The sequence below is a fragment of the Streptomyces sp. NBC_00028 genome, from assembly GCF_045041065.1.
In the GTDB taxonomy this organism is placed as follows: domain Bacteria; phylum Actinomycetota; class Actinomycetes; order Streptomycetales; family Streptomycetaceae; genus Streptomyces.
Genome location: NZ_CP108293.1, coordinates 2,993,660 through 3,014,550 on the forward strand (window position 1 = coordinate 2,993,660; position 20,891 = coordinate 3,014,550).

A 20,891-nucleotide genomic window follows, 5' to 3' on the forward strand; every position below is an offset into this window, starting at 1 on the left:
TCGTGATGCTCAGATTCCCCTCAAAGGTAATGACGCAGGTCGCGTGGGGTCACTACTGTCCTCCGAAACCGAGGAGGACGGAGCCCGAGAGCGATGACCGAAGTATCGGTGGCCAAGCAAGACGCGGCCGCAACCGGCGAACTGGTCGTCCTGAAGAGCGTCAACAAGCACTTCGGCGCGTTGCATGTTCTCCAGGACATCGATCTGACGATCGCCCGCGGTGAGGTCGTCGTCGTGATCGGACCCTCCGGGTCCGGCAAGTCGACGCTGTGCCGCACCATCAACCGTCTGGAGACGATCGACTCCGGCACCATCGCCATCGACGGCAAGCCCCTGCCCGCGGAGGGCAAGGAGCTCGCGCGGCTGCGAGCCGACGTCGGGATGGTCTTCCAGTCCTTCAACCTCTTCGCGCACAAGACCGTGCTCGAGAACGTGATGCTCGGCCAGATCAAGGTCCGCAAGGCGGACAAGAAGGCGGCCGAGGAGAAGGCCCGGTCCCTGCTCGACCGGGTCGGTGTGGCCAGCCAGGCGGACAAGTACCCCGCACAGCTCTCCGGCGGCCAGCAGCAGCGTGTCGCCATCGCCCGGGCGCTGGCCATGGACCCCAAGGTCATGCTCTTCGACGAGCCCACGTCGGCGCTCGACCCGGAGATGATCAACGAGGTCCTCGAGGTCATGCAGCAGCTCGCCCGGGACGGCATGACCATGATCGTCGTCACCCACGAGATGGGGTTCGCCCGTTCGGCGGCGAACCGAGTGGTCTTCATGGCGGACGGCCGCATCGTCGAGGAAGCTGTGCCCGACCAGTTCTTCAGCGCTCCGCGCAGCGACCGCGCCAAGGACTTCCTGTCCAAGATCCTGCACCACTGACAGCGACCACAGGCAGCGACCACTGGCAGCGGCCCATGCCACCACTGACAGCGCGTCAGACCCACGTCACCCGCCTCGACGGCCCGCATCTCTCTTCACACAAAGGATGTTCACCATGAAGCTCCGCAAGGTCACCGCGGCGGCCGCCGCTGCGCTCGTCCTCTCGCTGACCGCGACCGCCTGCGGCGGCGACGACAAGGACGACAGCGGCTCCGGTTCCGGCGGCGGTGACAAGATCAAGGTCGGCATCAAGTTCGACCAGCCCGGTCTCGGCCTCAAGAAGCCCGACGGCTCCTTCTCCGGCTTCGACGTGGACGTGGCGACGTACGTGGCCAAGCAGCTCGGCTACAACGCCGACCAGATCGAGTTCGTCGAGACCAAGAGCGCCGACCGTGAGAACGCGCTGGCCCGTGGCGACGTGAAGTTCATCGCCGCGACCTACTCGATCAACGACGAGCGCAAGCAGAAGGTCGACTTCGCCGGCCCGTACCTGTTGGCCCACCAGGACCTGCTGGTCAAGTCGGACTCGGACATCGCCAAGGGCACCGACCTCAACGGCAAGAACCTGTGTTCGGTGACCGGTTCGACCTCGGCGCAGAACGTCAAGAACGACATCGCGCCGAAGGCCAACCTCAAGGAGTACAGCGGCTACTCCGAGTGCATCGCGGCCCTCCAGAGCGGCACCGTCGACGCCGTCACCACCGACGACTCGATCCTCGCCGGTTTCGCCGCCCAGTCGCAGTACAAGGGCAAGTTCAAGCTGGCCGGCCTCAAGCTGAGCAACGAGAACTACGGCATCGGTGTGAAGAAGGGCGACACCGCGACCGTCGACAAGATCAACAAGGCCCTCGAGAAGATGGTCAGCGACGGCAGCTGGGACAAGGCCGTCAAGGACAACTTCGGCCCCGCGAACTACCAGAACGAGCCCGCCCCGAAGATCGGCGTCATCGTCAAGTAACAGCGCAACGGTCCCTGGGCGTGCCGCCGTCCTCCGCGATGTCGGCGGCGGCGCGCCCTGCCGTCCACGTACGCCACCCACCCGGAAGCGCGGGACATCGTGTTCGACTTTCTCTCCGACTATGACAACCCCACCCTGCTGGGCGCGTTCTGGATGACGGTGAAGCTCACGTTCTTCTCCGGCATCGGCTCCCTGGTCTGGGGCACCCTGCTGGCCGCGATGCGGGTCAGCCCGGTCCCGCTCATGCGGGGCTTCGGCACGGCCTACGTGAACATCGTCCGGAACATCCCCCTGACCGTCATCATCCTGTTCTGCTCGCTGGGTCTCGCGGACATCTTCCACGTGACGATGGGTGCCTCGGACTTCAAGGTCCAGGGCTTCCGGCTGGCGATCCTCGGCTTCACCGCCTACACCGCGGCCTTCGTCTGCGAGGCGCTGCGCTCCGGCATCAACACGGTGCCGATGGGCCAGGCCGAGGCGGCCCGCGCGATCGGCCTGAACTTCACCCAGACCCTGCGGCTCATCGTGCTGCCGCAGGCGTTCCGCGCGGTGATCGGCCCGCTGGCCAACGTACTGATCGCGCTGACGAAGAACACCACCGTGGCCGCCGCGATCGGCGTCGCCGAGGCCGCGTACCTGATGAAGGAAATGATCGAGAACGAGGCTCAGACGCTGCTCATCGGCGCGATCTTCGCCTTCGGTTTCGTGGTACTGACCCTGCCCACCGGCCTCATCCTCGGCTGGCTGAGCAAGCGACTGGCGGTGAAGCGATGAGCTCGGTCCTGTACGACACTCCGGGCCCCCGCGCCAAGCGGCGCAATGTGATCCTCTCGGTGGTCTTCGTCGTCCTGCTCCTGCTCCTGGCGTGGTGGGTCTGGTCGGCACTGGACGACAAGGGCCAGCTGGAATGGTCCCTGTGGAAGCCGTTCACCCAGTCGGAGACCTGGACGACCTACCTCCTGCCGGGCCTCGGCGAGACCCTCAAGGCGGCGGCGCTCGCCATGGTGATCGCCCTCCCGCTCGGCGCGGTCTTCGGCATCGCCCGCCTCTCCGACCACCGCTGGGTGCGGGGCGTGGCCGGCACGGTGGTCGAGTTCTTCCGCGCCATCCCGGTCCTGCTGCTCATGCTGTTCGCCAACGAGATCTACGCCCGCTCGACGGACGTCGGCACCGAGAACCGGCCGCTGTACGCGGTCGTCACCGGCCTCGTGCTGTACAACGCCGCGGTCCTCGCCGAGGTCGTCCGGGCCGGCATCCTCGCGCTGCCCAAGGGGCAGACGGAGGCGGCCCAGGCGGTCGGTCTGCGCAAGGGCCAGACGATGACGCTGATCCTGCTCCCGCAGGCCGTCACCGCGATGCTCCCGGCCATCGTCAGCCAGCTCGTCGTCATCGTGAAGGACACCGCGCTCGGCGGCGTCATGATCGGCTTCACCGAACTGCTGAGCGAGCGCGCGACCCTGGCGGCGAACTACGCCAACGTCATCCAGAGCTTCGTCATCGTGGCGATCATCTACATCGTCGTGAACTTCATCCTGACCAGCTTCGCGAGCTGGCTGGAGAAGCGGCTGCGGCGGAGCAAGAGGAGCACGGGGGCGGTGCTCGGTGCCGACAACATCGACGACATCAACGCCGGGGAGGTCGGGGGCAGCTTCGCGACCGGCGGCGAGGGCGGCGGCCCGAGTGGCTTCACCTTCATCAAGAAGAAGTGATCAGCCTGATGATCAGTCAAGTGGCTTGAACGACATGGTCCCAGGGCCGTGAGCAGTGTGGAGGCAGTGGCATGATCGCCACTGCCTCCGTCACTTGACGCAAGCACCGGCAATGGGTTGCATACGTTCTGTGATCGTGCACCCCGCTCCAACCCTCTGTTCACCCACGTCCCCCGGGACGCCGCCGCGGGCAGGGGGCGCCTCGCCGTGGACCCGGTGATCATCGTCGGAGCGGGGCCCGTCGGGCTCACGCTCGCCCTCGCGCTGGCCCGCCAGGACGTACCGTCCGTCGTCCTCGACGAGGGCCCTGGCAAGGACGAACCCCGCCCGGCGCGCACGGTCGTGCTGCGTGAGGACAGCGCCGCCCTGATGGAGCGGCTGACCGGCGTCGCGCTCGACGGGGTGGGCTGCCACTGGGCCGGATGGCGGTCGTTGCGCCGCAAGCAGGTGATGCGCGAGGTCTCCTTCGACGACGCCCCCCAGGCGGCTCCGCTGCACATCGCCCAGCACGTCCTGACCGGCTTGCTCCGCGAGGCGGCAGCGCACGAATCGCTCGTCAAGATCGCCGTCGACAGCCGCCTCGACACCGTCGAGCAGGAGAAGTCCGGCGTCACCGCGCACACCCGCGGCCCCAAGGGCACGTGGTGGCGTGGCAGTTACCTGGTCGGCTGCGACGGCCCGCGCTCCACGGTCCGCAAACTCCAGGACATCCGCTTCCCCGGCCGCACCGCGGTGGAGCGACACGCCGTCGCCGCGCTGCGCACGGAACTTCCGTGGGAGGGCGAGGCGTTGCTCCATCGGATGCCATCGTGGCGAACGTCCGGACCTTCGGCCGGGGAGGTGACCGGACGCCCGCTCCCGGACGGCGTCTGGCGCCTCGACTGGCTGCTCCCGCCGGGCAAGGACCTCGTCACACCCGAGCTGCTGCTGGCCCGGATCCGGGAGACCCTCGCCGGCTGGAGCGACGGCCCGACCCCGTCGTACGACCTCCTCGACACCGGTGTGCACACCGTCCACCACCGTCTCGCGCGCCGCTGGCGGGTCGGCCGGGTGTTCCTCGCCGGGGACGCGGCGCATCTGCTCGGCGCGCTCGGTACGCAGGGGCTGGACGAGGGGCTCAGAGACGCCGACAACCTCGCCTGGAAGCTGGCCCTCGCCTGGCACCACGGTCCGCACGAGGCGCTGCTCGACAGCTACCAGGCCGAGCGCCGTGGCGTCGTCGCCGCCCGGCTGCGCGCCGCCGACCAGGCCCTGCCGCTGCTGCGCGGCGGTGGCGGACTGCGCGCGTACGTGCCGGGCTCGGCCCGGGGTCATGACGCGCTGCTCGCCGACGGCCATCTGGGGCGCGGCGCGCTCGGTGCGCCGGGGGCGTACGCCGACTCGCCGCTGGCGCCCCGACACCTGGAGGCCGAGGTCGCGGTCGACACGGTTCCGGGGGCGCCGGTCGCCGATGTCCGGGTCACGGCCGAGGACGGCTCGTTCGTACGACTCCGGGACCGGCTCGGTCGCGGGACGCTGCTCGTCGTCCTCATCGCGCCGGGCACGGGCGTGTGGGAGCGCAAGCACTGGGTGACCGCCGGGGTCATGCCACGCCTGGCGGCCGCGGTGACCGCGTTGCCGCATCCCGCCGAGCTGCTGGTCGCGGAGAGTTACCCGGGCGCGGCGGCGCACAGCGTCCTGCTGGTACGTCCCGACGGCCACCTCGTGACCGCACTGAGCGGCGTCCGTCCCGCCGACCTGTACGCGGCGGCGGAGGCGACGCTGGGCGGGCCGGCGAGGGCGGAGGCGGAGGCCGGTGCGGGAGCGGGGTCGCGCTGAGGTGGAGGCGCCGCTCCCGGGCCGGGCGGCGTTCGCACTGGCGTGCGTTCCACATAGTGACGGTGAGTTGACCCTTCTGCACCGTCATGCTGTACTCCGCACCATGACCGACACCTGTGTGCGCCTGTGGCGGAGGGTCCATATGGACCTGGTCCGCTATGCGGGCTGCGTGTGTCGTCCGTCCTGCTGATTCGCACCCCTCTCCTCCCGCGCGTGCCGTGCCCGTGATGCCGTCGCGCGCGTTCCGCGAACGCTTTTCAGGACGGTGTCCGTGTCTGTCTCCCCTGCTCCATCCACCCCCGCTTCCGCCTTTTCGGCGCCGACGCAGGCCGACCTTCTCGACTTCGTACGGCGTACGGCCGCCGACGCCGAGCTGATCGCCTCGCTGCCGCTGGATCCCGAGGGCCGCACCTGGGTGCGGCTGGAAGGGCCCGGCGGGAGTGAGGCCTGGCTGATCGGCTGGCCGCCCGGCACGGGCACCGGCTGGCACGACCACGCCGAGTCCGTCGGCGCCTTCGTGGCGGCCTCCGGCGAACTCAAGGAGAACTCGCTGGCCGCCCGCCTGCCCGCGGACGGCTGGAAGACCCTGGAACTCACCGAGGGCGTCGACCGGGAACGGCGGCTGCCGGTCGGCAAGGGGCGCTCCTTCGGGCAGCACCACGTCCACGAGGTACTCAACGAGTCCGCGGACGAGCACGCGATCTCGGTCCACGCCTACTACCCGCCCCTGCCGCAGATCCGCCGCTACAGCCGCACCGGCCAGGTCCTGCGCCTGGAGCACGTGGAGCGCCCGGAGGACTGGCAGTGAGCGGAGCACACGAAGGGCAGGGCGTGCAGCCGGCCGAACAGCCCGTCGGTATCGACGAGTTGCTGGAGCGAGTGCGCGAGGGTTACGACCGGATCGAACCCCAGGAGGCGTACGACGCCGCCCAGCGCGGCGAGGCGCTGCTGGTGGACATCCGCTACGCCGCCCTGCGCGACCGGGACGGGGTGATCCCCGGCGCCCTCGTCGTGGAGCGCAACGAACTGGAGTGGCGCCTCGATCCGCGCGGCAGCCACCGCGCCCCCGAGGCCACGAGCCACGATCTGCGGGTCGTGGTGATCTGCAACGAGGGCTACGCCTCCAGCCTGGCGGCCGCGTCCCTGCACCAGCTGGGCCTGCGTCGGGCCACGGACCTGGTGGGCGGGTTCCAGGCGTGGCGGGCGTCGGGGTTGCCAGTGACGGCGTCGGCGTAGGCGTGGCGGCGTCCAGGGTGTCCCGGTCAGGGTCGGGGGCCCAGACGGTGTCGGTGTCGGGGGCTCAGTCGGCGTCGGGATCGGGGTCGCAGTAGAGCGGAGCCGTGTCGGCGGTGGCCTTGGTCACCAGACGGACCCGGGTGGTGGCGACCTTGTCCACATCGCCCTCGCCACGGAGCAGCGCGAGGGCGTTGGTCACCGCCAACTCGCCGGTGTCGGCGGCCGAGTTGGCGACCGTCGCCGCGAAGCGCCCGTCCTTCAGCGCGGCCAACCCCTCGTCGGTGCCGTTGACGGTCACGATCTTCACCGCCTTCGCGCCGGCCGCGTCGAAGGCCTCACGGACGGCGAAGGCCATCTCCTCACTGGCGACGAACGCGTAGTCGAGGTCGGGATGGGCCTCGATCATGACCGCGGCGACCTTCCGCGCCTTGGCCGGGCTGAACATGCCGGGCTGGTTGGCCACCACCGTGGCGTTGGCCGGCAGGGCACCCTTGAAGCCGCCGACGAGCAGGTCGGAGGCCGCGCCGGGCGCGCCGGCGACGACACCGACGTTCACCTTCTGCCCGGCGGCGTCCTTCTCGATCCAGCCCGCGTCGAGCGCGCCCACCTGCTTCAGGTCGACGACGACGGCCCCGAGGATGTCGGTGGTGTCGTCGGTGACGATCGAGGTGAGGAAGATGGGGACGCCGGCCTTCTTGGCCTTGGCGATGTCCTTCTGGAGGGCGTCGACGTCGACGGTCTGCACGATGAGCGCATCCACATGTCTGGCGATCATGTCCTGGATGTTGGCCAGCTCGGTCGCGGCGTCCTGCCGGGACTCGGCCGTGTGGATCCGGGCGCTGTTGTTGAGCGCCGTGTCCTCGACGGCCGCCTCGAGACACTGATGGAACCGGGTGGACCCTCCGTTGACGAACCCCAGAGTGACGGGTCCGACGACCGTCGGTGCCGCATCCTCCGCAAGGAGCCCGCATCCACTCAGCACCAGGCAGCCGCAGCTCCCTAGGACCGACGCGACGAACGCTCTGTGGGAGCGGGCGGATCTGGACATGGCGGGGCCGCCTTTCAGGACGTGCGGTGCCGTGGCACGGTGCGGGGGAACGCGGCGGTCGAGCTGTCCGGGCGCGCCTCCCCACCCGTCAGCGGCGAGCCGACGGCACCGATGGGGTCCACGGCCTCGGACGCCGAGCGACGGTGGCCGACGGTACCGGCGGACGGGGAAGGCTCACCCTTCACGGAACGCAAGGTAAGGGTGCGCCACCCGACACGGGCCTGCCCTACGCCCCCGCCCGCCCCCAGCCAAAGCACACCGACCTCAGCCCCACACCCCACGCAGCCCAGCCCGCCTCAGAACCCCTCCCCCTCGAAGAGCTCCGCCTCCTCGCCCTCCTCCTCGAGCGCCTGCCGCACCACCCTCAGCGCCATCCCCTCGGAGTAGCCCTTGCGGGCGAGCATCCCCGCGAGGCGGCGCAGGCGCTTGTCCCGGTCGAGGCCACGGGTGGAACGCAGCTTGCGGTCGACGAGCTCACGCGCGGTCGCCTCCTCCTGCTCGGAGTCGAGCTGGGAGACGGCCGCCTCGATGAGCGTGGAGTCCACGCCCTTGGTCCGCAGCTCCTGGGCGAGCGCGCGCCGGGCGAGCCCGCGTCCGTGGTGCCGGGACTCCACCCAGGCGTCGGCGAACGCGCTGTCGTTGATCAGCCCGACCTCCTCGAACCGCGACAGCACCTCCTCCGCCGCCTCGTCGGGGATCCCCTTCTTGCTCAGGGCGTCCGCGAGTTGCTTGCGTGTGCGCGGGGTCCCGGTGAGCAGGCGCAGACAGATCCCCCGTGCCCGCTCCACCGGGTCCCCTGAAGGCTCCCCCGTCTCGGCCCTCGACGAGGAGGGGGCGCCTCCGTCCTCACCGGACGGCTCTCCTTGCGACTCGCCGTGCGGTTCCCCGAAGCCGCGCCGACGGCGCCCACGTCCCCCACGTGAGCCACCTTCGCCGCGTGCTCGTCGGCCGCCTCGGCGCGAGCCACCGCCGCCCGAGTCGCCTCCGTGGTCGCTACCGCCCTCCGGCCACTCGCCCTCGGTCGGCGCGCCCTCGTACAGCGCACCGTCACCCGGCGCGCCGCCGCCGTACTCCCCGTCCATGCCGTACGACGGCGCCCTGCCGTATCCCCCGTGACTGCCCTGGGCCGCCTCGGCGCCACCGGCGCCCCTCCCCGGCTCGCGCGGAGCGTCCGGGTAGGCGTACTCGGCCCAGTCGGTTCGCCGAGTCACCGCATCAGCTCTTGGCTGCCGCGGCCTTGGTCTTGGCCGTCTTGGCCGCCGCCGGTGCGGGGACCGTCTTCGCGGCGTCGTCCGCGGGGGCGGTGACCGCGGCGTCCGCGCCCGGCTCGGCGGTCGGCTCCGGACGGACGCCGACGCCCAGCTTCTCCTTGATCTTCTTCTCGATCTCGTTGGCCAGGTCGGGGTTGTCCTTCAGGAAGTTGCGCGCGTTCTCCTTGCCCTGGCCGAGCTGGTCGCCCTCGTACGTGTACCAGGCGCCGGCCTTGCGCACGAAGCCGTGCTCCACGCCCATGTCGATCAGGCCGCCCTCGCGGCTGATGCCCTGGCCGTAGAGGATGTCGAACTCGGCCTGCTTGAAGGGCGGCGCGACCTTGTTCTTGACGACCTTGACGCGGGTGCGGTTGCCGACCGCGTCGGTACCGTCCTTCAGGGTCTCGATGCGGCGGATGTCCATGCGCACCGAGGCGTAGAACTTCAGCGCCCGGCCACCGGTCGTGGTCTCCGGGGAGCCGAACATCACGCCGATCTTCTCGCGGAGCTGGTTGATGAAGATCGCGGTGGTCTTGGACTGGTTGAGCGCGCTGGTGATCTTCCGCAGCGCCTGGCTCATCAGACGGGCCTGGAGACCGACGTGGCTGTCGCCCATCTCGCCCTCGATCTCCGCGCGCGGGACGAGCGCTGCGACGGAGTCGATGACGATCAGGTCGAGAGCGCCGGAGCGGACCAGCATGTCCACGATCTCCAGAGCCTGCTCGCCGTTGTCCGGCTGGGAGAGGATCAGGTTGTCGACGTCGACGCCGAGCTTGCGCGCGTACTCGGGGTCGAGGGCGTGCTCCGCGTCCACGAAGGCCACCTGGCCGCCGGCCCGCTGCGCGTTGGCCACGGCGTGCAGCGTGAGGGTCGTCTTGCCGGAGGACTCCGGTCCGTACACCTCCACCACACGGCCGCGCGGGATGCCGCCGACGCCGAGCGCGACGTCGAGTGCGGTCGACCCGGTGGGGATGACCTCGATGGGCTCGTTCGGCCGCTCGCCCATGCGCATGACTGCGCCCTTGCCGAATTGCCGTTCAATCTGTGCGAGCGCGGCGTCGAGCGCCTTCTCGCGGTCGGTTCCTGCCATGGGTTCCACCCGGTTTGCTTGAGTCGATCGCTTCACGTGAAAGACGCTAACGCCTGCCACTGACAATGGGCCCCGACGCCCGTCCGGCCTGTGGATAACTCGGGCACTTTCCTACCCGAACCATCCCGAAATACCCACCGCGAGCCCCTCTCGACCCTTGCCGGAGCTCCCATAAGAATGGATGTTCGATTTTCGTGTCAAGCGCACCACGCGGCACTGCCGAGCCCGTGTCTCCCCTTCCCACGAAGGCCTGCCACGGGCGCCTGACTACGTACCTCTAGGAACCGCCGGACCCCGACCCGGACCCGGCCCCGGGCTCCTGCCCCTCGGGCTCCCGCTCCCCCGACCGCCGCCCCCAGAGGTCACGCGCGCGCCTGAACAGACCCTCCGACACCCGTCGCCGGTGCCCGTGCACCCGGGGGTCGTCCGTGACGTCGTACCGCTTCACGTACGCCCCCAGGAACGCCTGGAGCGTGGCGACCGCCGGGATGGCGATCAGCGCGCCGACGGCGCCGAGGAGGGCGGTGCCGGCGATGACCGAGCCGAAGGCCACGGCCGGGTGGACGTCGACGGTCTTCGAGGTCAGCTTGGGCTGGAGCACGTAGTTCTCGAACTGCTGGTAGACCACGACGAAGATCAGCACCCACAGCGCGTACCAGGGATCGACCGTGAACGCGATCAGCATGGGCAGAGCGCCCGCGAGATACGTTCCGATCGTCGGGATGAACTGCGAGACCAGGCCCACCCACACGGCGAGCACGGGCGCGTTGGGCACTTGCAGCGCCTGGAGCAGGATGTAGTGGGCGACGCCGGAGATCAGCGCCATCACACCGCGCGAGTACAGATAGCCGCCGGTCTTGTCGACCGCGATCTCCCAGGCGCGCAGCACCTCGGCCTGCTTGGCGGGCGGCAGGACGGAGCAGAGAGCGCGGCGCAGTCGCGGGCCGTCCGCGGCGAAGTAGAACGAGAACAGAGTGATCGTCAGCAGCTGGAAGAGTCCCCCGATGACCTGGGCGGACAGGTCCAGGACACCGGTGGCGCTGTTCTGCACGTAGTTGCGCAGCCAGTCGGACTTGAGCAGCCCCTCCTGGACGTCGATCCGCTTCAGATCGGTGTGGAAGTGCGTGTTGATCCAGCTGATGACGGAGTCGATGTAGTCGGGGAAGTCCTCGACGATCTTGATGATCTGTCCCGCGAGCATCGACCCGAGCAGGGTGATGAACCCGGCGGACACGATCATCACGGCGAGGAAGACGAGGAAGGTGCCGACCCCTCGGCGTATCCCGCGCGAGGCCATCCAGCTCACCGCGGGCTCGATGGCCAGCGCCAGGAAGAACGCGATGAGGATGTTGATCAGCAGCCCGGTGAGCTGGTGGAACGCCCATGTGCTCAGCTGGAAGGCGGCGTAGAGGCCGAGCGTGAGCACCACGGCACGCGGCAGCCAGCGCGGCATGCGCGCGTCCGCCCCGGCGGCGCCCTCGGCCGGAGGCCGGGCGGGCGGCGTCGTGCCGAACGGGGACGCGTGCTGGGGGACCTCGCCGGTCTCGTCAGTGGGTGCCACGGTGCAAGTTTCGCCTACGCCGCTGACAATGCGCTGCCCCCCTGCGATCTTCGTGACCTGTCAACGCTTCTCTTGCGGAACGTTCATGACCCCGCACACCACACGCCACACTTCCTTGGCGTCCCAGCCCGCGTCCAGGGCCTCGTACACCGTGCGCCCGCCGAGCTCCGTCATGACGTGGTCGCGCGCGAAGGTGTCGTCGTACCCGGGACCGAAATGGTCCGCCATCCGCTGCCAGAAGACCGTCAACCGCATGACCCCAGTATCCCGCCCCTGAGAGTGGGCCTCGGCCGGGACCGCTTGCCGAGACCGCTTTCCGCCCTACGGTCTGACGCATGGCCGAAACAGGAGCTTCCCCACTCCCCCCGACGCCCCCGGCGCACTCCCCGCTCTTCCGCGCCGAGCACTTCGTCTGGCTCACCGCGCGCGTGCTGGAACAACGCCTCTTCGCCCACCACTTCCTGAACGGCGACGCCGACCCGGTGGAGACCGCACTCGACGCCTACCGCAACGAGGACGGTGGTTACGGCCACGCCCTGGAGCCCGATCTGCGCGGCCCGGTCAGCCAGCCCCTGCACGCCGGGCACGCTCTCCGCGTCCTGGACGCCATCGGACGCTGCGGCGGCCAGCGGGTGGAGCGTGTGTGCCGCTATCTGACGTCGGCCTCCACCGCGGACGGCGCCCTGCCGGCGATCCATCCCAGTCAGCGCGGCTATCCAGCGGCGCCCTTCATCCCGATCGTGGACGACCCGCCCAGCGAACTCCTCGCCACCGGCCCCGTCGTCGGCCTGCTGCACCGCAACGAGGTGTGGCACGCCTGGCTGTTCCGCGCCACGGACTTCTGCTGGCACGCGGTCGAGTCCCTGCGGCAGTCCCATCCCTACGAGGTCCAGGCCGCCGTGGCCTTCCTGGACTCCGCTCCCGACCGCCCGCGCGCGGAGGCGGCCGCGGACCGGCTGGGCCGCCTGGTGCGCGAAACCCGCCTCGTGGCCTTGGACCCGGAGCACCTCGACACCCACCCGGTCGCTCCCGGCTACGCGCCCGGCGAGCACCACTTCCCGCACGACTACGCCAGGACGCCGTACTCGCTCGCGCGCGCGTGGTTCACCGACGAGGAGATGGACCGCTCCCTGGACTTCCTGGCGGCAGCACAGCAGGAGGACGGCGGCTGGCCGATCCGCTGGCGCCAGTGGGCACCCGGCACCGCCCTGGAGGCCCGCCCCATGGCGACGATCGAGGCTCTGCGCACCCTCAGGGCGTACGGCCGCTCGATCGGCTAGGCGCTCACCCGCCCATGGCCCGCACACCGGCCGTCACCGCCACGGCCGCCGCGACGACGAGCAGGAACGGCGCCCGCAGCACAAGCGCCACCGCAGCCGCGGCCACCCCCGCGAGCCTGGCGTCCAGCACCAGCTCACGCCCGTCGGCAAAGGTCTGCTGGGCCGTGAGGGCGGCCAGCAGGGCAACCGGCAGCAGCGCGGCCAGCCGCTTCACCAACGGCCGTTCCAGAGCGCCCGCAGGAACGAGCAGCCCGACAAGCTTGACGACGTAACAGCCCACGGCCGTGACACCGATCGCGATCCAGACGTTCACCGCTCCCCCCGCCGACCCTGCCGGCGACCCTCGGCCCACAACACCACGGGAGCCGCGAGAGCGGCCGCCAGCACCGGCACCCCGGCGGGCAGCACGGGCAGCAGCCCGAGCCCCAGCAGCACGGCGAGCCCGGCGACGGCACGTTCGGTGCCGCTCTTCAGCATCGGCGCGAGCAGCGCCAGGAAGACAGCGGGCCCGGCGGCATCGAGCCCCCAGGCATCGGTGTCACCGATGGCCTCGGCCCCCAGCGCGCCCAGCAAGGTAGTGAGATTCCACAGCACATAAAGACTCAGCCCGGTGACCGCGAACCCGATCCGCACACTCCGCCGCCCCTTCTGCGCCAAGGCGACAGCAGTCGTCTCGTCGATGACCCACTGAGCGGCGAACGGCCGCACCGCGCGCGGAAGCGCAAGCAGCTGCGACAGACGAAGCCCGTAGAAGGCGTTGCGCACACCGAGGAAGAACGCCCCCGCGGCCGCGGTCAGCGGATTCCCCCCGGCGGCCAGCGCCCCCACGAGGGCGAACTGAGAGGCCCCGGTGAAGACCAGAAGGCTGAGCGCACACGTCTGCAAGACCGTGAGCCCACTCCCCGCCGAGGTCACCCCGAAGGCAAACCCGGACAGCCCCACGGCCACCCCGACTCCGAGGGCATCCCGTACAACGGCGATGTCCGCCTTCCGCCTGTCACCGGCGGGTATGTCTACAAAAGCAGTCTGTTCTCCCACGCACCGGACGCTAGACGAGCCCCCGCCCGAACGTCTTGTACGTTCTTGCGCTCACGCTGGTACGCCCCAGGCGGCACCCCGACAATCCGGGCGAAATGCCGATTCAGATGCGGCTGATCACTGAACCCCACGGCGACGGCGGCCTCCCCCGGCGACGTACCACCGTCCAGCAACAGCCGAGCCCGCCGCACGCGCGCGTCGGTCAGCCAGGCATGCGGCGGCATCCCGTACACCTCCCGAAAGGCCCGCAACAACGCGAACGACCCAACACCGAGCTCCCGCGCCAACCTCTCCAGACTCGGCGGCTCAACCATCCGCTCCTCCAGCAGGGCACGCGCGCGAACAGCCACCCGAGCCCCCGCCGACCGCACCTCCCGCCGCGGCAGAACCCCACCGTTGAGCCGCAGCAACCGGGTCACCACAACCCGCAGCAAGGTATCGGCGGCCAACGCGTTGCCCTCATCAGCAGCCCGCAACACCTGATGCACGAGCCCGACGGCGTACGGATCATCAAAAACCGGATCGACGAACCCGGGCGTCCCCCGAATCGAAGTGGTCTCGGCAGCAATCCCCGCAACCACCTCGACCGACGGATACACGGCCCCGTACCGCCACCCCTCCGGCACCCCCGCCCGCCCGGTGTGCGGCGTCTCCGGATTGACCAGCGCAAGCGCCCCCGCCCCCGCGTACCGATCAGCCCCCCGATAGTGAAAGACCTCGACCCCGTCCGCGATGGCGGCGATCACAAAGCTCTCATGCGTGTGCCGCACAAAGTTCTTCCGCACATACCGCGCCCGCAGCAAATCCACCCCAGGCAGTTCGGCATACCGCCAATGCCGCGCCCGCTCACCCGAAGCCGCCATACGCCCATTCTCCGCCACCCCCCGCGGACAGGGCCCACAGCGCAAGCGGGGGACGGGCACCCCCGCGGCGCGGCACCCGCGTTAGAACGTGAGGGGCCGTGTCGGGGGTGTCCGCCCGCAGCGGTTGGCGCGTCAACACGGCCGCCCCTTGTAGAGGACCGATTCCGCGCCGTTCCGAGGACGGACACCCCCCGGCGCGGCCCCGCCCCCCAACGCAACCGAACCGCGCACAACGCGAACCCCCACCGGCCCCGCGCAAACCCCAGCTCAGCGGCCGTTGTCAGTCCCCGGGTGCAGGATGGACGCATGGTCAGCTCCCACCGCCGAGCCCTGGACGGCTTCTCCCCCGCAACCCGCGGCTGGTTCACGGGCGCCTTCGACGCCCCCACCGCGGCCCAGGCAGGCGCATGGACCGCCATCAAAGAAGGCTCGGACGTCCTGGTCGTCGCCCCCACCGGCTCCGGCAAAACCCTCGCCGCCTTCCTCGCCGCCCTGGACGACCTGGCCTCCACACCCCCACCCGCCGACCCCAGGAAACGCTGCCGGGTCCTCTACGTCTCCCCCCTCAAGGCCCTGGCCGTGGACGTGGAACGCAACCTCCGCAGCCCCCTCACCGGCATCCGCCAGGAATCCGTACGCCTCGGCCTGCCCGAACCCGAGGTCAAGGTAGGCATCCGCTCCGGCGACACCCCACCGGCCGAGCGCCGCGCGCTGTCCACCCGCCCCCCGGACATCCTGATCACGACCCCCGAGTCCCTGTTCCTGATGCTGACGTCGGCGACCCGCGACGCGCTGACGGGCATCGAGACGGTCATCCTGGACGAGGTCCACGCCGTGGCCGGCACCAAGCGTGGCGCCCACCTGGCCCTCTCCCTGGAGCGCCTGGACGAACTCCTCCCGAAGCCGGCCCGCCGCATCGGCCTCTCCGCGACCGTCCGCCCGGTCGACGAGATCGCCCGCTACCTCTCCCCCCGCCGCAAGGTGGAGATCGTCCAGCCGAAATCAGGCAAGGAGTTCGACCTCTCGGTGGTCGTCCCCGTCGAGGACCTGGGCGAACTGGGCGGCTCCCCCGTGGCCGACGGCACCGAGGGCGCGGAACGCCCCTCGATCTGGCCGCACGTCGAGGAGCGCATCACCGACCTCGTCCAGGCCCACCGCTCCACCATCGTCTTCGCCAACTCCCGCCGCCTCGCGGAACGCCTCTGCAACCGCCTCAACGAGATCGCCTACGAACGCGCGACCGGCGAACCCCTCACAGAGCACCACGCGCCGGCCGAACTGATGGGCGGCTCAGGAGCAGCCCAGGGCGCGCCCCCCGTCATCGCCCGCGCCCACCACGGCTCGGTCTCCAAGGAGCAGCGAGCCCTGGTCGAGGAGGACCTCAAGGCAGGCCGCCTCCCCGCGGTGGTCGCGACCTCCAGCCTCGAACTCGGCATCGACATGGGCGCGGTGGACCTGGTGGTCCAGGTCGAGTCACCCCCCTCCGTGGCCTCCGGCCTGCAACGCGTGGGCCGCGCGGGCCACCAGGTCGGCGCGGTCTCCACCGGCGTGGTCTTCCCGAAGTACCGTGGCGACCTCGTCCAGGCGGCAGTCGTCACCGAACGGATGCGCACGGGCTCCATCGAGTCCCTCAAGGTCCCCGCCAACCCCCTGGACGTCCTGGCCCAGCAGCTGGTCGCGATGACGGCGCTGGACACCTGGCAGCTCGACGACCTCCTCGCCACGGTCCGCCGGGCGGCCCCTTTCGCCTCCCTCCCGGAGTCCGCCTTCACGGCGGTCCTCGACATGCTGGCGGGCCGCTACCCCTCCGACGCCTTCGCGGAACTGCGCCCCCGCGTCGTCTGGGACCGGGTCGCCGGCACCATCACCGGCCGCCCCGGCGCCCAGCGCCTCGCGGTCACCTCCGGCGGCACGATCCCGGACCGCGGCCTCTTCGGCGTCTTCCTCGCCGGCGCAGACCCCAAGAAGGGCGGTGGAAGGGTCGGCGAGCTGGACGAGGAGATGGTCTACGAGTCGCGCGTGGGTGACGTCTTCACGCTCGGCACCAGCTCCTGGCGGATCGAGGACATCACCCGCGACCGGGTCCTGGTCTCCCCGGCCCCCGGCGTCCCGGGCCGGCTGCCGTTCTGGAAGGGCGACCAGTTGGGCCGCCCACTAGAACTCGGCCGCGCGGTGGGCGCGTTCCTCCGGGAAGTCGGATCGATGCCCAAGGAGAAGGCCCGCCCACGCCTGCTCGCGGCGGGCCTGGACACCTGGGCGGCCGACAACGTCCTCACCTACCTCGACGAACAGCGCGAGGCCTGCGGCCACATCCCGGACGACCGCACGATCGTCGTGGAACGCTTCCGCGACGAGCTCGGTGACTGGCGCGTCGTCGTCCACTCCCCCTTCGGTGCCCAGGTGCACGCCCCCTGGGCCCTCGCCCTGGGCGCCAAGCTCTCCGAGCGCTACGGCATGGACGCCCAGGTGATGCACGCGGACGACGGCATCGTCCTGCGCCTGCCCGACGCCGACCTGATGGGCCTGGACCTGCTGGACCAGGAACCGATGAAGCTCGGCACGGAGTACGACGCCGACCAGGCCCCGGTGGGCGCTGCGGACGTGGTCTTCGACAAGGGCGAGGTCGACCAGATCGTCACCGACCAGGTCGGCGGATCGGCGCTGTTCGCCTCCCGGTTCCGCGAGTGCGCCGCCCGCGCCCTTCTGCTCCCGCGGCGCAACCCCGGCAAGCGCACTCCGCTGTGGCAGCAGCGCCAGCGCGCCTCCCAACTCCTGGAGGTGGCCAGCGAGTACGGCTCGTTCCCGATCGTCCTGGAAGCGGTCCGCGAGTGCCTCCAGGACGTCTTCGACGTCCCCGGCCTGGTCGAGCTGATGGGCGACCTGGAGTCCCGCAAGGTCCGCCTTGTCGAGGTCACCACCCCCGAGCCCTCCCCCTTCGCGCGCTCGCTCCTCTTCGGTTACGTCGCCCAGTTCCTGTACGAGGGGGACTCCCCGCTCGCCGAGCGCCGTGCCGCGGCCCTGTCCCTCGACTCCCGACTGCTGGCGGAGCTGCTCGGCCAGGCCGAGCTGCGCGAGCTGCTCGACGCCGAGGTCCTGACGGAGCTGGAGCGAGAACTCCAGTGGCTCACCGAGGACCGCCGCGCGAAGGACGCCGAAGGCGTCGCGGACCTCCTCCGCCTCCTCGGCCCGCTCACGGACGCGGAGTTGGCGGAACGAGGCGCGGAACCGCAGTGGGCGCAGGACCTCGCCAAGGCTCGCCGGGCCATCCGGGTCCGCGTCTCCGGCACCGACCACTGGGCGGCGATCGAGGACGCCGGCCGGCTGCGCGACGCGCTGGGCACCGCCCTGCCGGTCGGCGTCCCTGAGGCCTTCACCGAGCCGGTCAAGGACCCGCTGGGCGACCTCCTCGCGCGCTACGCCCGCACCCACGGCCCGTTCACCTCGGCGACCGCGGCGGCCCGCTTCGGTCTGGGCGTGGCGGTCACGGAAGGCGCGTTGCAGCGCCTCGCCTCGAACGGCCGTGTCGTACAAGGGGAGTTCCATCCGGCGGGCATCGGCCAGGAGTGGTGCGACGCGGCCGTCCTCCGCCGCCTGCGCCGCCGCTCCCTGGCCGCCCTGCGCCATGAGCTCGAACCGGTGCCGCCGCCCGCGCTGGCGCAGTTCCTGCCCCAGTGGCAGCACATCGGCAAGGGGCACGGCCTGCGCGGCATCGACGGTCTGGTGCGTGCCGTAGAGCAGTTGCAGGGCGCGTCGGTCCCCGCCTCCGCCCTGGAGAAGCTGGTCCTGCCGTCCCGCGTGGCGAACTACACCCCGGCGATGCTCGACGAACTCACCTCCGCCGGCGAGGTGGTGTGGGCCGGAGCGGGTTCCCTGCCCGGCAAGGACGGCTGGGTCTCCCTCTATCTCGCGGACGCGGCCCCCCTCCTCCTGCCGCCCCCGCACCCCCTGGAGTTGACGGCGCTGCACGAGTCCGTCCTCACCGCCCTCTCCGGCGGCTACGGCCTGTTCTTCCGCCAGATCGCCGACCAGGTCCGCGCGACCACCCACCCCGACGCCACCGACCCCCACCTCGCCGACGCCCTCTGGGACCTGGCCTGGTCCGGCCGCCTCACCAACGACACCCTCACGCCCATGCGCTCCCTGCTGGGCTCGGGCCGCACGGCCGGCTCCACAGCCCACCGCGCCAAGCGCACGATCCCCCGCGGCCGCTACGGCTCCCTCACCGCCGCCGCCCGCCCGGTGTCCCGCACCGGCCCGCCCACCGTCGCCGGCCGCTGGTCCCTGCTGCCCGACCGTGAGCCCGACGCCACCCTGCGCGCCCACGCCCTCGCCCGCACCCTTCTCGACCGGCACGGCGTGGTGACCCGGGGCGCGGTCGCCGCGGAGGGCGTCGAGGGCGGCTTCTCGGCGACGTACCGCATCCTGTCCGCCTTCGAGGAGACCGGCCAGGCCCGTCGCGGCTATGTGGTGGAGGGCCTCGGCGCCGCCCAGTTCGCGATGGACGGCGCGGTGGACCGCCTCCGCGCGGCGGCGAACGCCCGCGAACGCGGCCAGGGCCACGCCACAGCCCCGACGACCGACGACTTCACCACGTACAGCGACTTCAGCACTCCAGAACCCGGCACCGACATCTGGCAGACCAACGGCGACCAAACCCCCCTGGGCCTCGACGACAGCTACGACCCTCTGCCCCCGTCCCAGACCCCCACCTCACGCGACCACTACGTCTCCCCCCGCGACCACCGCGCCCCCGCCCCTCACCGCCGCGACCGCTCCTCCCCCGACGCCCGAGCCGTCGTCCTGGCAGCCGCCGACCCAGCTAACGCCTACGGCGCCGCCCTCCCGTGGCCCGAGCCCCCGACCGGCGCCGGACACAAGGCGGGCCGCAAAGCGGGCTCCCTGGTGGTCCTGGTGGACGGCGAGCTGACGCTCTACATGGAGCGAGGCGGCAAGACCCTCCTGGCCTGGCCCGAGGACCCGGACGCCAAACCCACCGACGACCCCCGCCTCCAGGCAGCGGCCGACGCCCTGGCGACAGCCGCCCGAGCCGGCTCCCTGGGCACAGTCACCGTGGAACGCGTCAACGGCACCTCAGCCCTGACCTCCCCGTTCGGCACCCTCCTGGAAGCAGCAGGCTTCATCGCCACCCCCCGGGGCCTACGCCTCCGCGCCTAACCCACTGATCGACGCCCGGCTGAACGCCCCCAGGGGCGCGGGGAACTGCGCGACCAGCCACAACAGACCGGCACCCGCCACACCACAACAGCGCCCCACCCCCTGGGCGCCCCCCATGCCACCCTTGACCCATGCCCGAAGGAGACACCGTCTGGCAAGCAGCGACCCGCCTCCACACCGCCCTCGCCGGCCAGAAACTCACCCGAAGCGACCTCCGCGTCCCCAAGTTCGCGACAGCGGACCTCACCGGCCGCACCGTCCTGGACGTCACCCCGCGCGGCAAGCACCTCCTGACCCGCATCGAGGGCGGCCTGACCCTCCACTCGCACCTCAAGATGGACGGCTCCTGGAAGGTGTACGCCAACGGCCGGCGCTGGACCGGCGGCCCCGCCCACCAGATCCGCGCGATCCTCGGCAACGCCGACAGGACAGCCGTCGGCTACCGCCTGCCCATCCTGGAGCTCCTCCGCACCAGCGACGAGGACCGCGTCGTAGGGCACCTCGGCCCCGACCTCCTGGGCCCTGACTGGGATCCCGACCGTGCGCTCACCAACCTCCTGAGCGACCCCGCCCGCCCTCTCGGCGAGGCCCTCCTCGACCAGCGCAACCTCGCCGGAATCGGCAATGTCTACAAGAGCGAGCTCTGCTTCCTCCTCGGAGTGACCCCCTGGCTCCCCGTCGGCGCGCTCCCCGCCGACCGCGCCGCCAAGCTCCCCGCGCTGGCCAAGAAGCTCCTGGAGGCCAACCGCGACCGCCCGGTCCGCACCACCACGGGCCGCCACGGCCAGGACCTCTTCGTGTACGGCCGCGCCCGCATCCCGTGCCTGCGCTGCCGCACCCCCGTCCGGCTGGCCAACCAGGGCGACGGCTCCCGCGAGCGCCCCACCTACTGGTGCCCCACGTGCCAGACGGGACCTGTCCCGGCCACCACCCCACGCCCCGGAACCCCACGCCGTACGACTAATTGACGACCCGTCAGAAACCCTCGTACCGTC

General features: G+C 71.1%; 20 protein-coding genes. 11 read left to right on the forward strand and 9 right to left on the reverse strand.

All coding sequences use genetic code 11. The annotated features are described in order from the left end of the window. Positions 1 to 93 precede the first annotated feature (93 nt). The 8 genes from OG885_RS13040 to OG885_RS13075 all read left to right on the forward strand — a co-directional run bounded on the left by OG885_RS13040 (position 94) and on the right by OG885_RS13075 (position 6,591). A complete protein-coding gene (locus OG885_RS13040) occupies positions 94 to 870 on the forward strand; it encodes an amino acid ABC transporter ATP-binding protein (protein WP_399950176.1) in 777 nt (258 codons plus the stop codon). 115 nt (positions 871 to 985) lie between these two features. Beyond that, on the forward strand, positions 986 to 1,828 hold the full coding sequence (locus OG885_RS13045) for a glutamate ABC transporter substrate-binding protein (RefSeq protein WP_405730545.1): 843 nt from the start codon (positions 986 to 988) through the stop codon (positions 1,826 to 1,828). Positions 1,829 to 1,927: 99 nt separating this feature from the next. After that, positions 1,928 to 2,602 (forward strand): amino acid ABC transporter permease, encoded by a 675-nt coding sequence (locus OG885_RS13050; RefSeq protein ID WP_405730547.1) that lies wholly within the window; start codon positions 1,928 to 1,930, stop codon positions 2,600 to 2,602. Next, positions 2,599 to 3,537, forward strand: coding sequence for an amino acid ABC transporter permease (locus OG885_RS13055; RefSeq protein ID WP_405730549.1), 939 nt, complete (start codon positions 2,599 to 2,601; stop codon positions 3,535 to 3,537). Before OG885_RS13050 ends, OG885_RS13055 begins: the two co-directional genes overlap by 4 nt. Positions 3,538 to 3,744: 207 nt before the next feature. Beyond that, positions 3,745 to 5,355, forward strand: coding sequence for an FAD-dependent monooxygenase (locus OG885_RS13060; RefSeq protein ID WP_405730551.1), 1,611 nt, complete (start codon positions 3,745 to 3,747; stop codon positions 5,353 to 5,355). Between the two features lie 103 nt (positions 5,356 to 5,458). Beyond that, a complete protein-coding gene (locus OG885_RS13065; protein ID WP_313960178.1) occupies positions 5,459 to 5,545 on the forward strand; it encodes a putative leader peptide in 87 nt (28 codons plus the stop codon). Between the two features lie 81 nt (positions 5,546 to 5,626). Then, positions 5,627 to 6,163, forward strand: coding sequence for a cysteine dioxygenase (locus OG885_RS13070; RefSeq protein ID WP_405730553.1), 537 nt, complete (start codon positions 5,627 to 5,629; stop codon positions 6,161 to 6,163). After that, entirely contained in the window at positions 6,160 to 6,591 is a 432-nt protein-coding gene (locus OG885_RS13075; protein ID WP_405730555.1) for a rhodanese-like domain-containing protein, read from the forward strand. The genes OG885_RS13070 and OG885_RS13075 overlap by 4 nt, the downstream gene beginning before the upstream one ends. Positions 6,592 to 6,655: 64 nt before the next feature. Here OG885_RS13075 and OG885_RS13080 read toward each other — a convergent pair whose 3' ends face one another. From OG885_RS13080 to OG885_RS13105, 6 genes are all read right to left on the reverse strand, one after another. Continuing rightward, entirely contained in the window at positions 6,656 to 7,639 is a 984-nt protein-coding gene (locus tag OG885_RS13080) for a sugar ABC transporter substrate-binding protein (RefSeq protein WP_405730557.1), read from the reverse strand. Between the two features lie 14 nt (positions 7,640 to 7,653). Beyond that, a complete protein-coding gene (locus tag OG885_RS13085; RefSeq protein ID WP_405730559.1) occupies positions 7,654 to 7,824 on the reverse strand; it encodes a hypothetical protein in 171 nt (56 codons plus the stop codon). A 111-nt stretch (positions 7,825 to 7,935) separates the two neighbouring features. Beyond that, positions 7,936 to 8,850 (reverse strand): recombination regulator RecX, encoded by a 915-nt coding sequence (gene recX / locus OG885_RS13090; protein ID WP_405730561.1) that lies wholly within the window; start codon positions 8,848 to 8,850, stop codon positions 7,936 to 7,938. Between the two features lie 4 nt (positions 8,851 to 8,854). Beyond that, positions 8,855 to 9,979: a recombinase RecA gene (recA, locus tag OG885_RS13095; protein ID WP_399950150.1), complete on the reverse strand. Its 1,125-nt coding sequence runs from the start codon at positions 9,977 to 9,979 to the stop codon at positions 8,855 to 8,857. A gap of 277 nt (positions 9,980 to 10,256) precedes the next feature. After that, complete coding sequence (locus OG885_RS13100; RefSeq protein ID WP_405730563.1) at positions 10,257 to 11,540, reverse strand: AI-2E family transporter; 1,284 nt, start codon at positions 11,538 to 11,540, stop codon at positions 10,257 to 10,259. 60 nt (positions 11,541 to 11,600) lie between these two features. Next, positions 11,601 to 11,795, reverse strand: a complete 195-nt coding sequence (locus OG885_RS13105) for a DUF3046 domain-containing protein (RefSeq protein WP_405730565.1) — start codon at positions 11,793 to 11,795, stop codon at positions 11,601 to 11,603. 80 nt (positions 11,796 to 11,875) lie between these two features. On the opposite strand from OG885_RS13105, the gene OG885_RS13110 reads away from it, so the two are divergent. Then, positions 11,876 to 12,820 (forward strand): hypothetical protein, encoded by a 945-nt coding sequence (locus OG885_RS13110; protein ID WP_405730567.1) that lies wholly within the window; start codon positions 11,876 to 11,878, stop codon positions 12,818 to 12,820. Positions 12,821 to 12,824: 4 nt separating this feature from the next. On the opposite strand, the gene OG885_RS13115 is transcribed toward OG885_RS13110, so the two are convergent. From OG885_RS13115 to OG885_RS13125, 3 genes are read right to left on the reverse strand one after another with little or no spacing between them, the layout of a single operon-like run. After that, a complete protein-coding gene (locus OG885_RS13115; protein ID WP_405730569.1) occupies positions 12,825 to 13,133 on the reverse strand; it encodes an AzlD domain-containing protein in 309 nt (102 codons plus the stop codon). Beyond that, the gene (locus OG885_RS13120; protein WP_405730571.1) at positions 13,130 to 13,858 is read right to left on the reverse strand and encodes an AzlC family ABC transporter permease; all 729 of its coding nucleotides are present in this window, start codon (positions 13,856 to 13,858) and stop codon (positions 13,130 to 13,132) included. The genes OG885_RS13115 and OG885_RS13120 overlap by 4 nt, the downstream gene beginning before the upstream one ends. Further along, positions 13,834 to 14,721, reverse strand: coding sequence for an AraC family transcriptional regulator (locus OG885_RS13125; RefSeq protein WP_405730573.1), 888 nt, complete (start codon positions 14,719 to 14,721; stop codon positions 13,834 to 13,836). The genes OG885_RS13120 and OG885_RS13125 overlap by 25 nt, the downstream gene beginning before the upstream one ends. Positions 14,722 to 15,027: 306 nt before the next feature. Here OG885_RS13125 and OG885_RS13130 point away from each other — a divergent pair, with 306 nt between their 5' ends. Together OG885_RS13130 and OG885_RS13135 are read left to right on the forward strand one after the other, a co-directional pair. Further along, positions 15,028 to 19,896, forward strand: a complete 4,869-nt coding sequence (locus tag OG885_RS13130; protein WP_405730575.1) for an ATP-dependent helicase — start codon at positions 15,028 to 15,030, stop codon at positions 19,894 to 19,896. Between the two features lie 131 nt (positions 19,897 to 20,027). Next, positions 20,028 to 20,864, forward strand: coding sequence for an Fpg/Nei family DNA glycosylase (locus OG885_RS13135; RefSeq protein ID WP_405730577.1), 837 nt, complete (start codon positions 20,028 to 20,030; stop codon positions 20,862 to 20,864). The last annotated feature ends 27 nt before the right edge of the window (positions 20,865 to 20,891 follow it).

Bases quoted from the DNA above. Each gene is read 5' to 3' on its own strand.
- recA (WP_399950150.1), bottom strand. From the start codon at position 9,979: ATGGCAGGAACCGACCGCGAGAAGGCGCTCGACGCCGCGCTCGCACAG.
- OG885_RS13125 (WP_405730573.1), bottom strand. From the start codon at position 14,721: ATGGCGGCTTCGGGTGAGCGGGCGCGGCATTGGCGGTATGCCGAACTG.
- OG885_RS13105 (WP_405730565.1), bottom strand. From the start codon at position 11,795: ATGCGGTTGACGGTCTTCTGGCAGCGGATGGCGGACCATTTCGGTCCC.
- OG885_RS13130 (WP_405730575.1), top strand. From the start codon at position 15,028: ATGGTCAGCTCCCACCGCCGAGCCCTGGACGGCTTCTCCCCCGCAACC.
- OG885_RS13065 (WP_313960178.1), top strand. From the start codon at position 5,459: ATGACCGACACCTGTGTGCGCCTGTGGCGGAGGGTCCATATGGACCTG.
- OG885_RS13110 (WP_405730567.1), top strand. From the start codon at position 11,876: ATGGCCGAAACAGGAGCTTCCCCACTCCCCCCGACGCCCCCGGCGCAC.
- OG885_RS13055 (WP_405730549.1), top strand. From the start codon at position 2,599: ATGAGCTCGGTCCTGTACGACACTCCGGGCCCCCGCGCCAAGCGGCGC.
- OG885_RS13135 (WP_405730577.1), top strand. From the start codon at position 20,028: ATGCCCGAAGGAGACACCGTCTGGCAAGCAGCGACCCGCCTCCACACC.
- OG885_RS13045 (WP_405730545.1), top strand. From the start codon at position 986: ATGAAGCTCCGCAAGGTCACCGCGGCGGCCGCCGCTGCGCTCGTCCTC.
- OG885_RS13040 (WP_399950176.1), top strand. From the start codon at position 94: ATGACCGAAGTATCGGTGGCCAAGCAAGACGCGGCCGCAACCGGCGAA.
- OG885_RS13080 (WP_405730557.1), bottom strand. From the start codon at position 7,639: ATGTCCAGATCCGCCCGCTCCCACAGAGCGTTCGTCGCGTCGGTCCTA.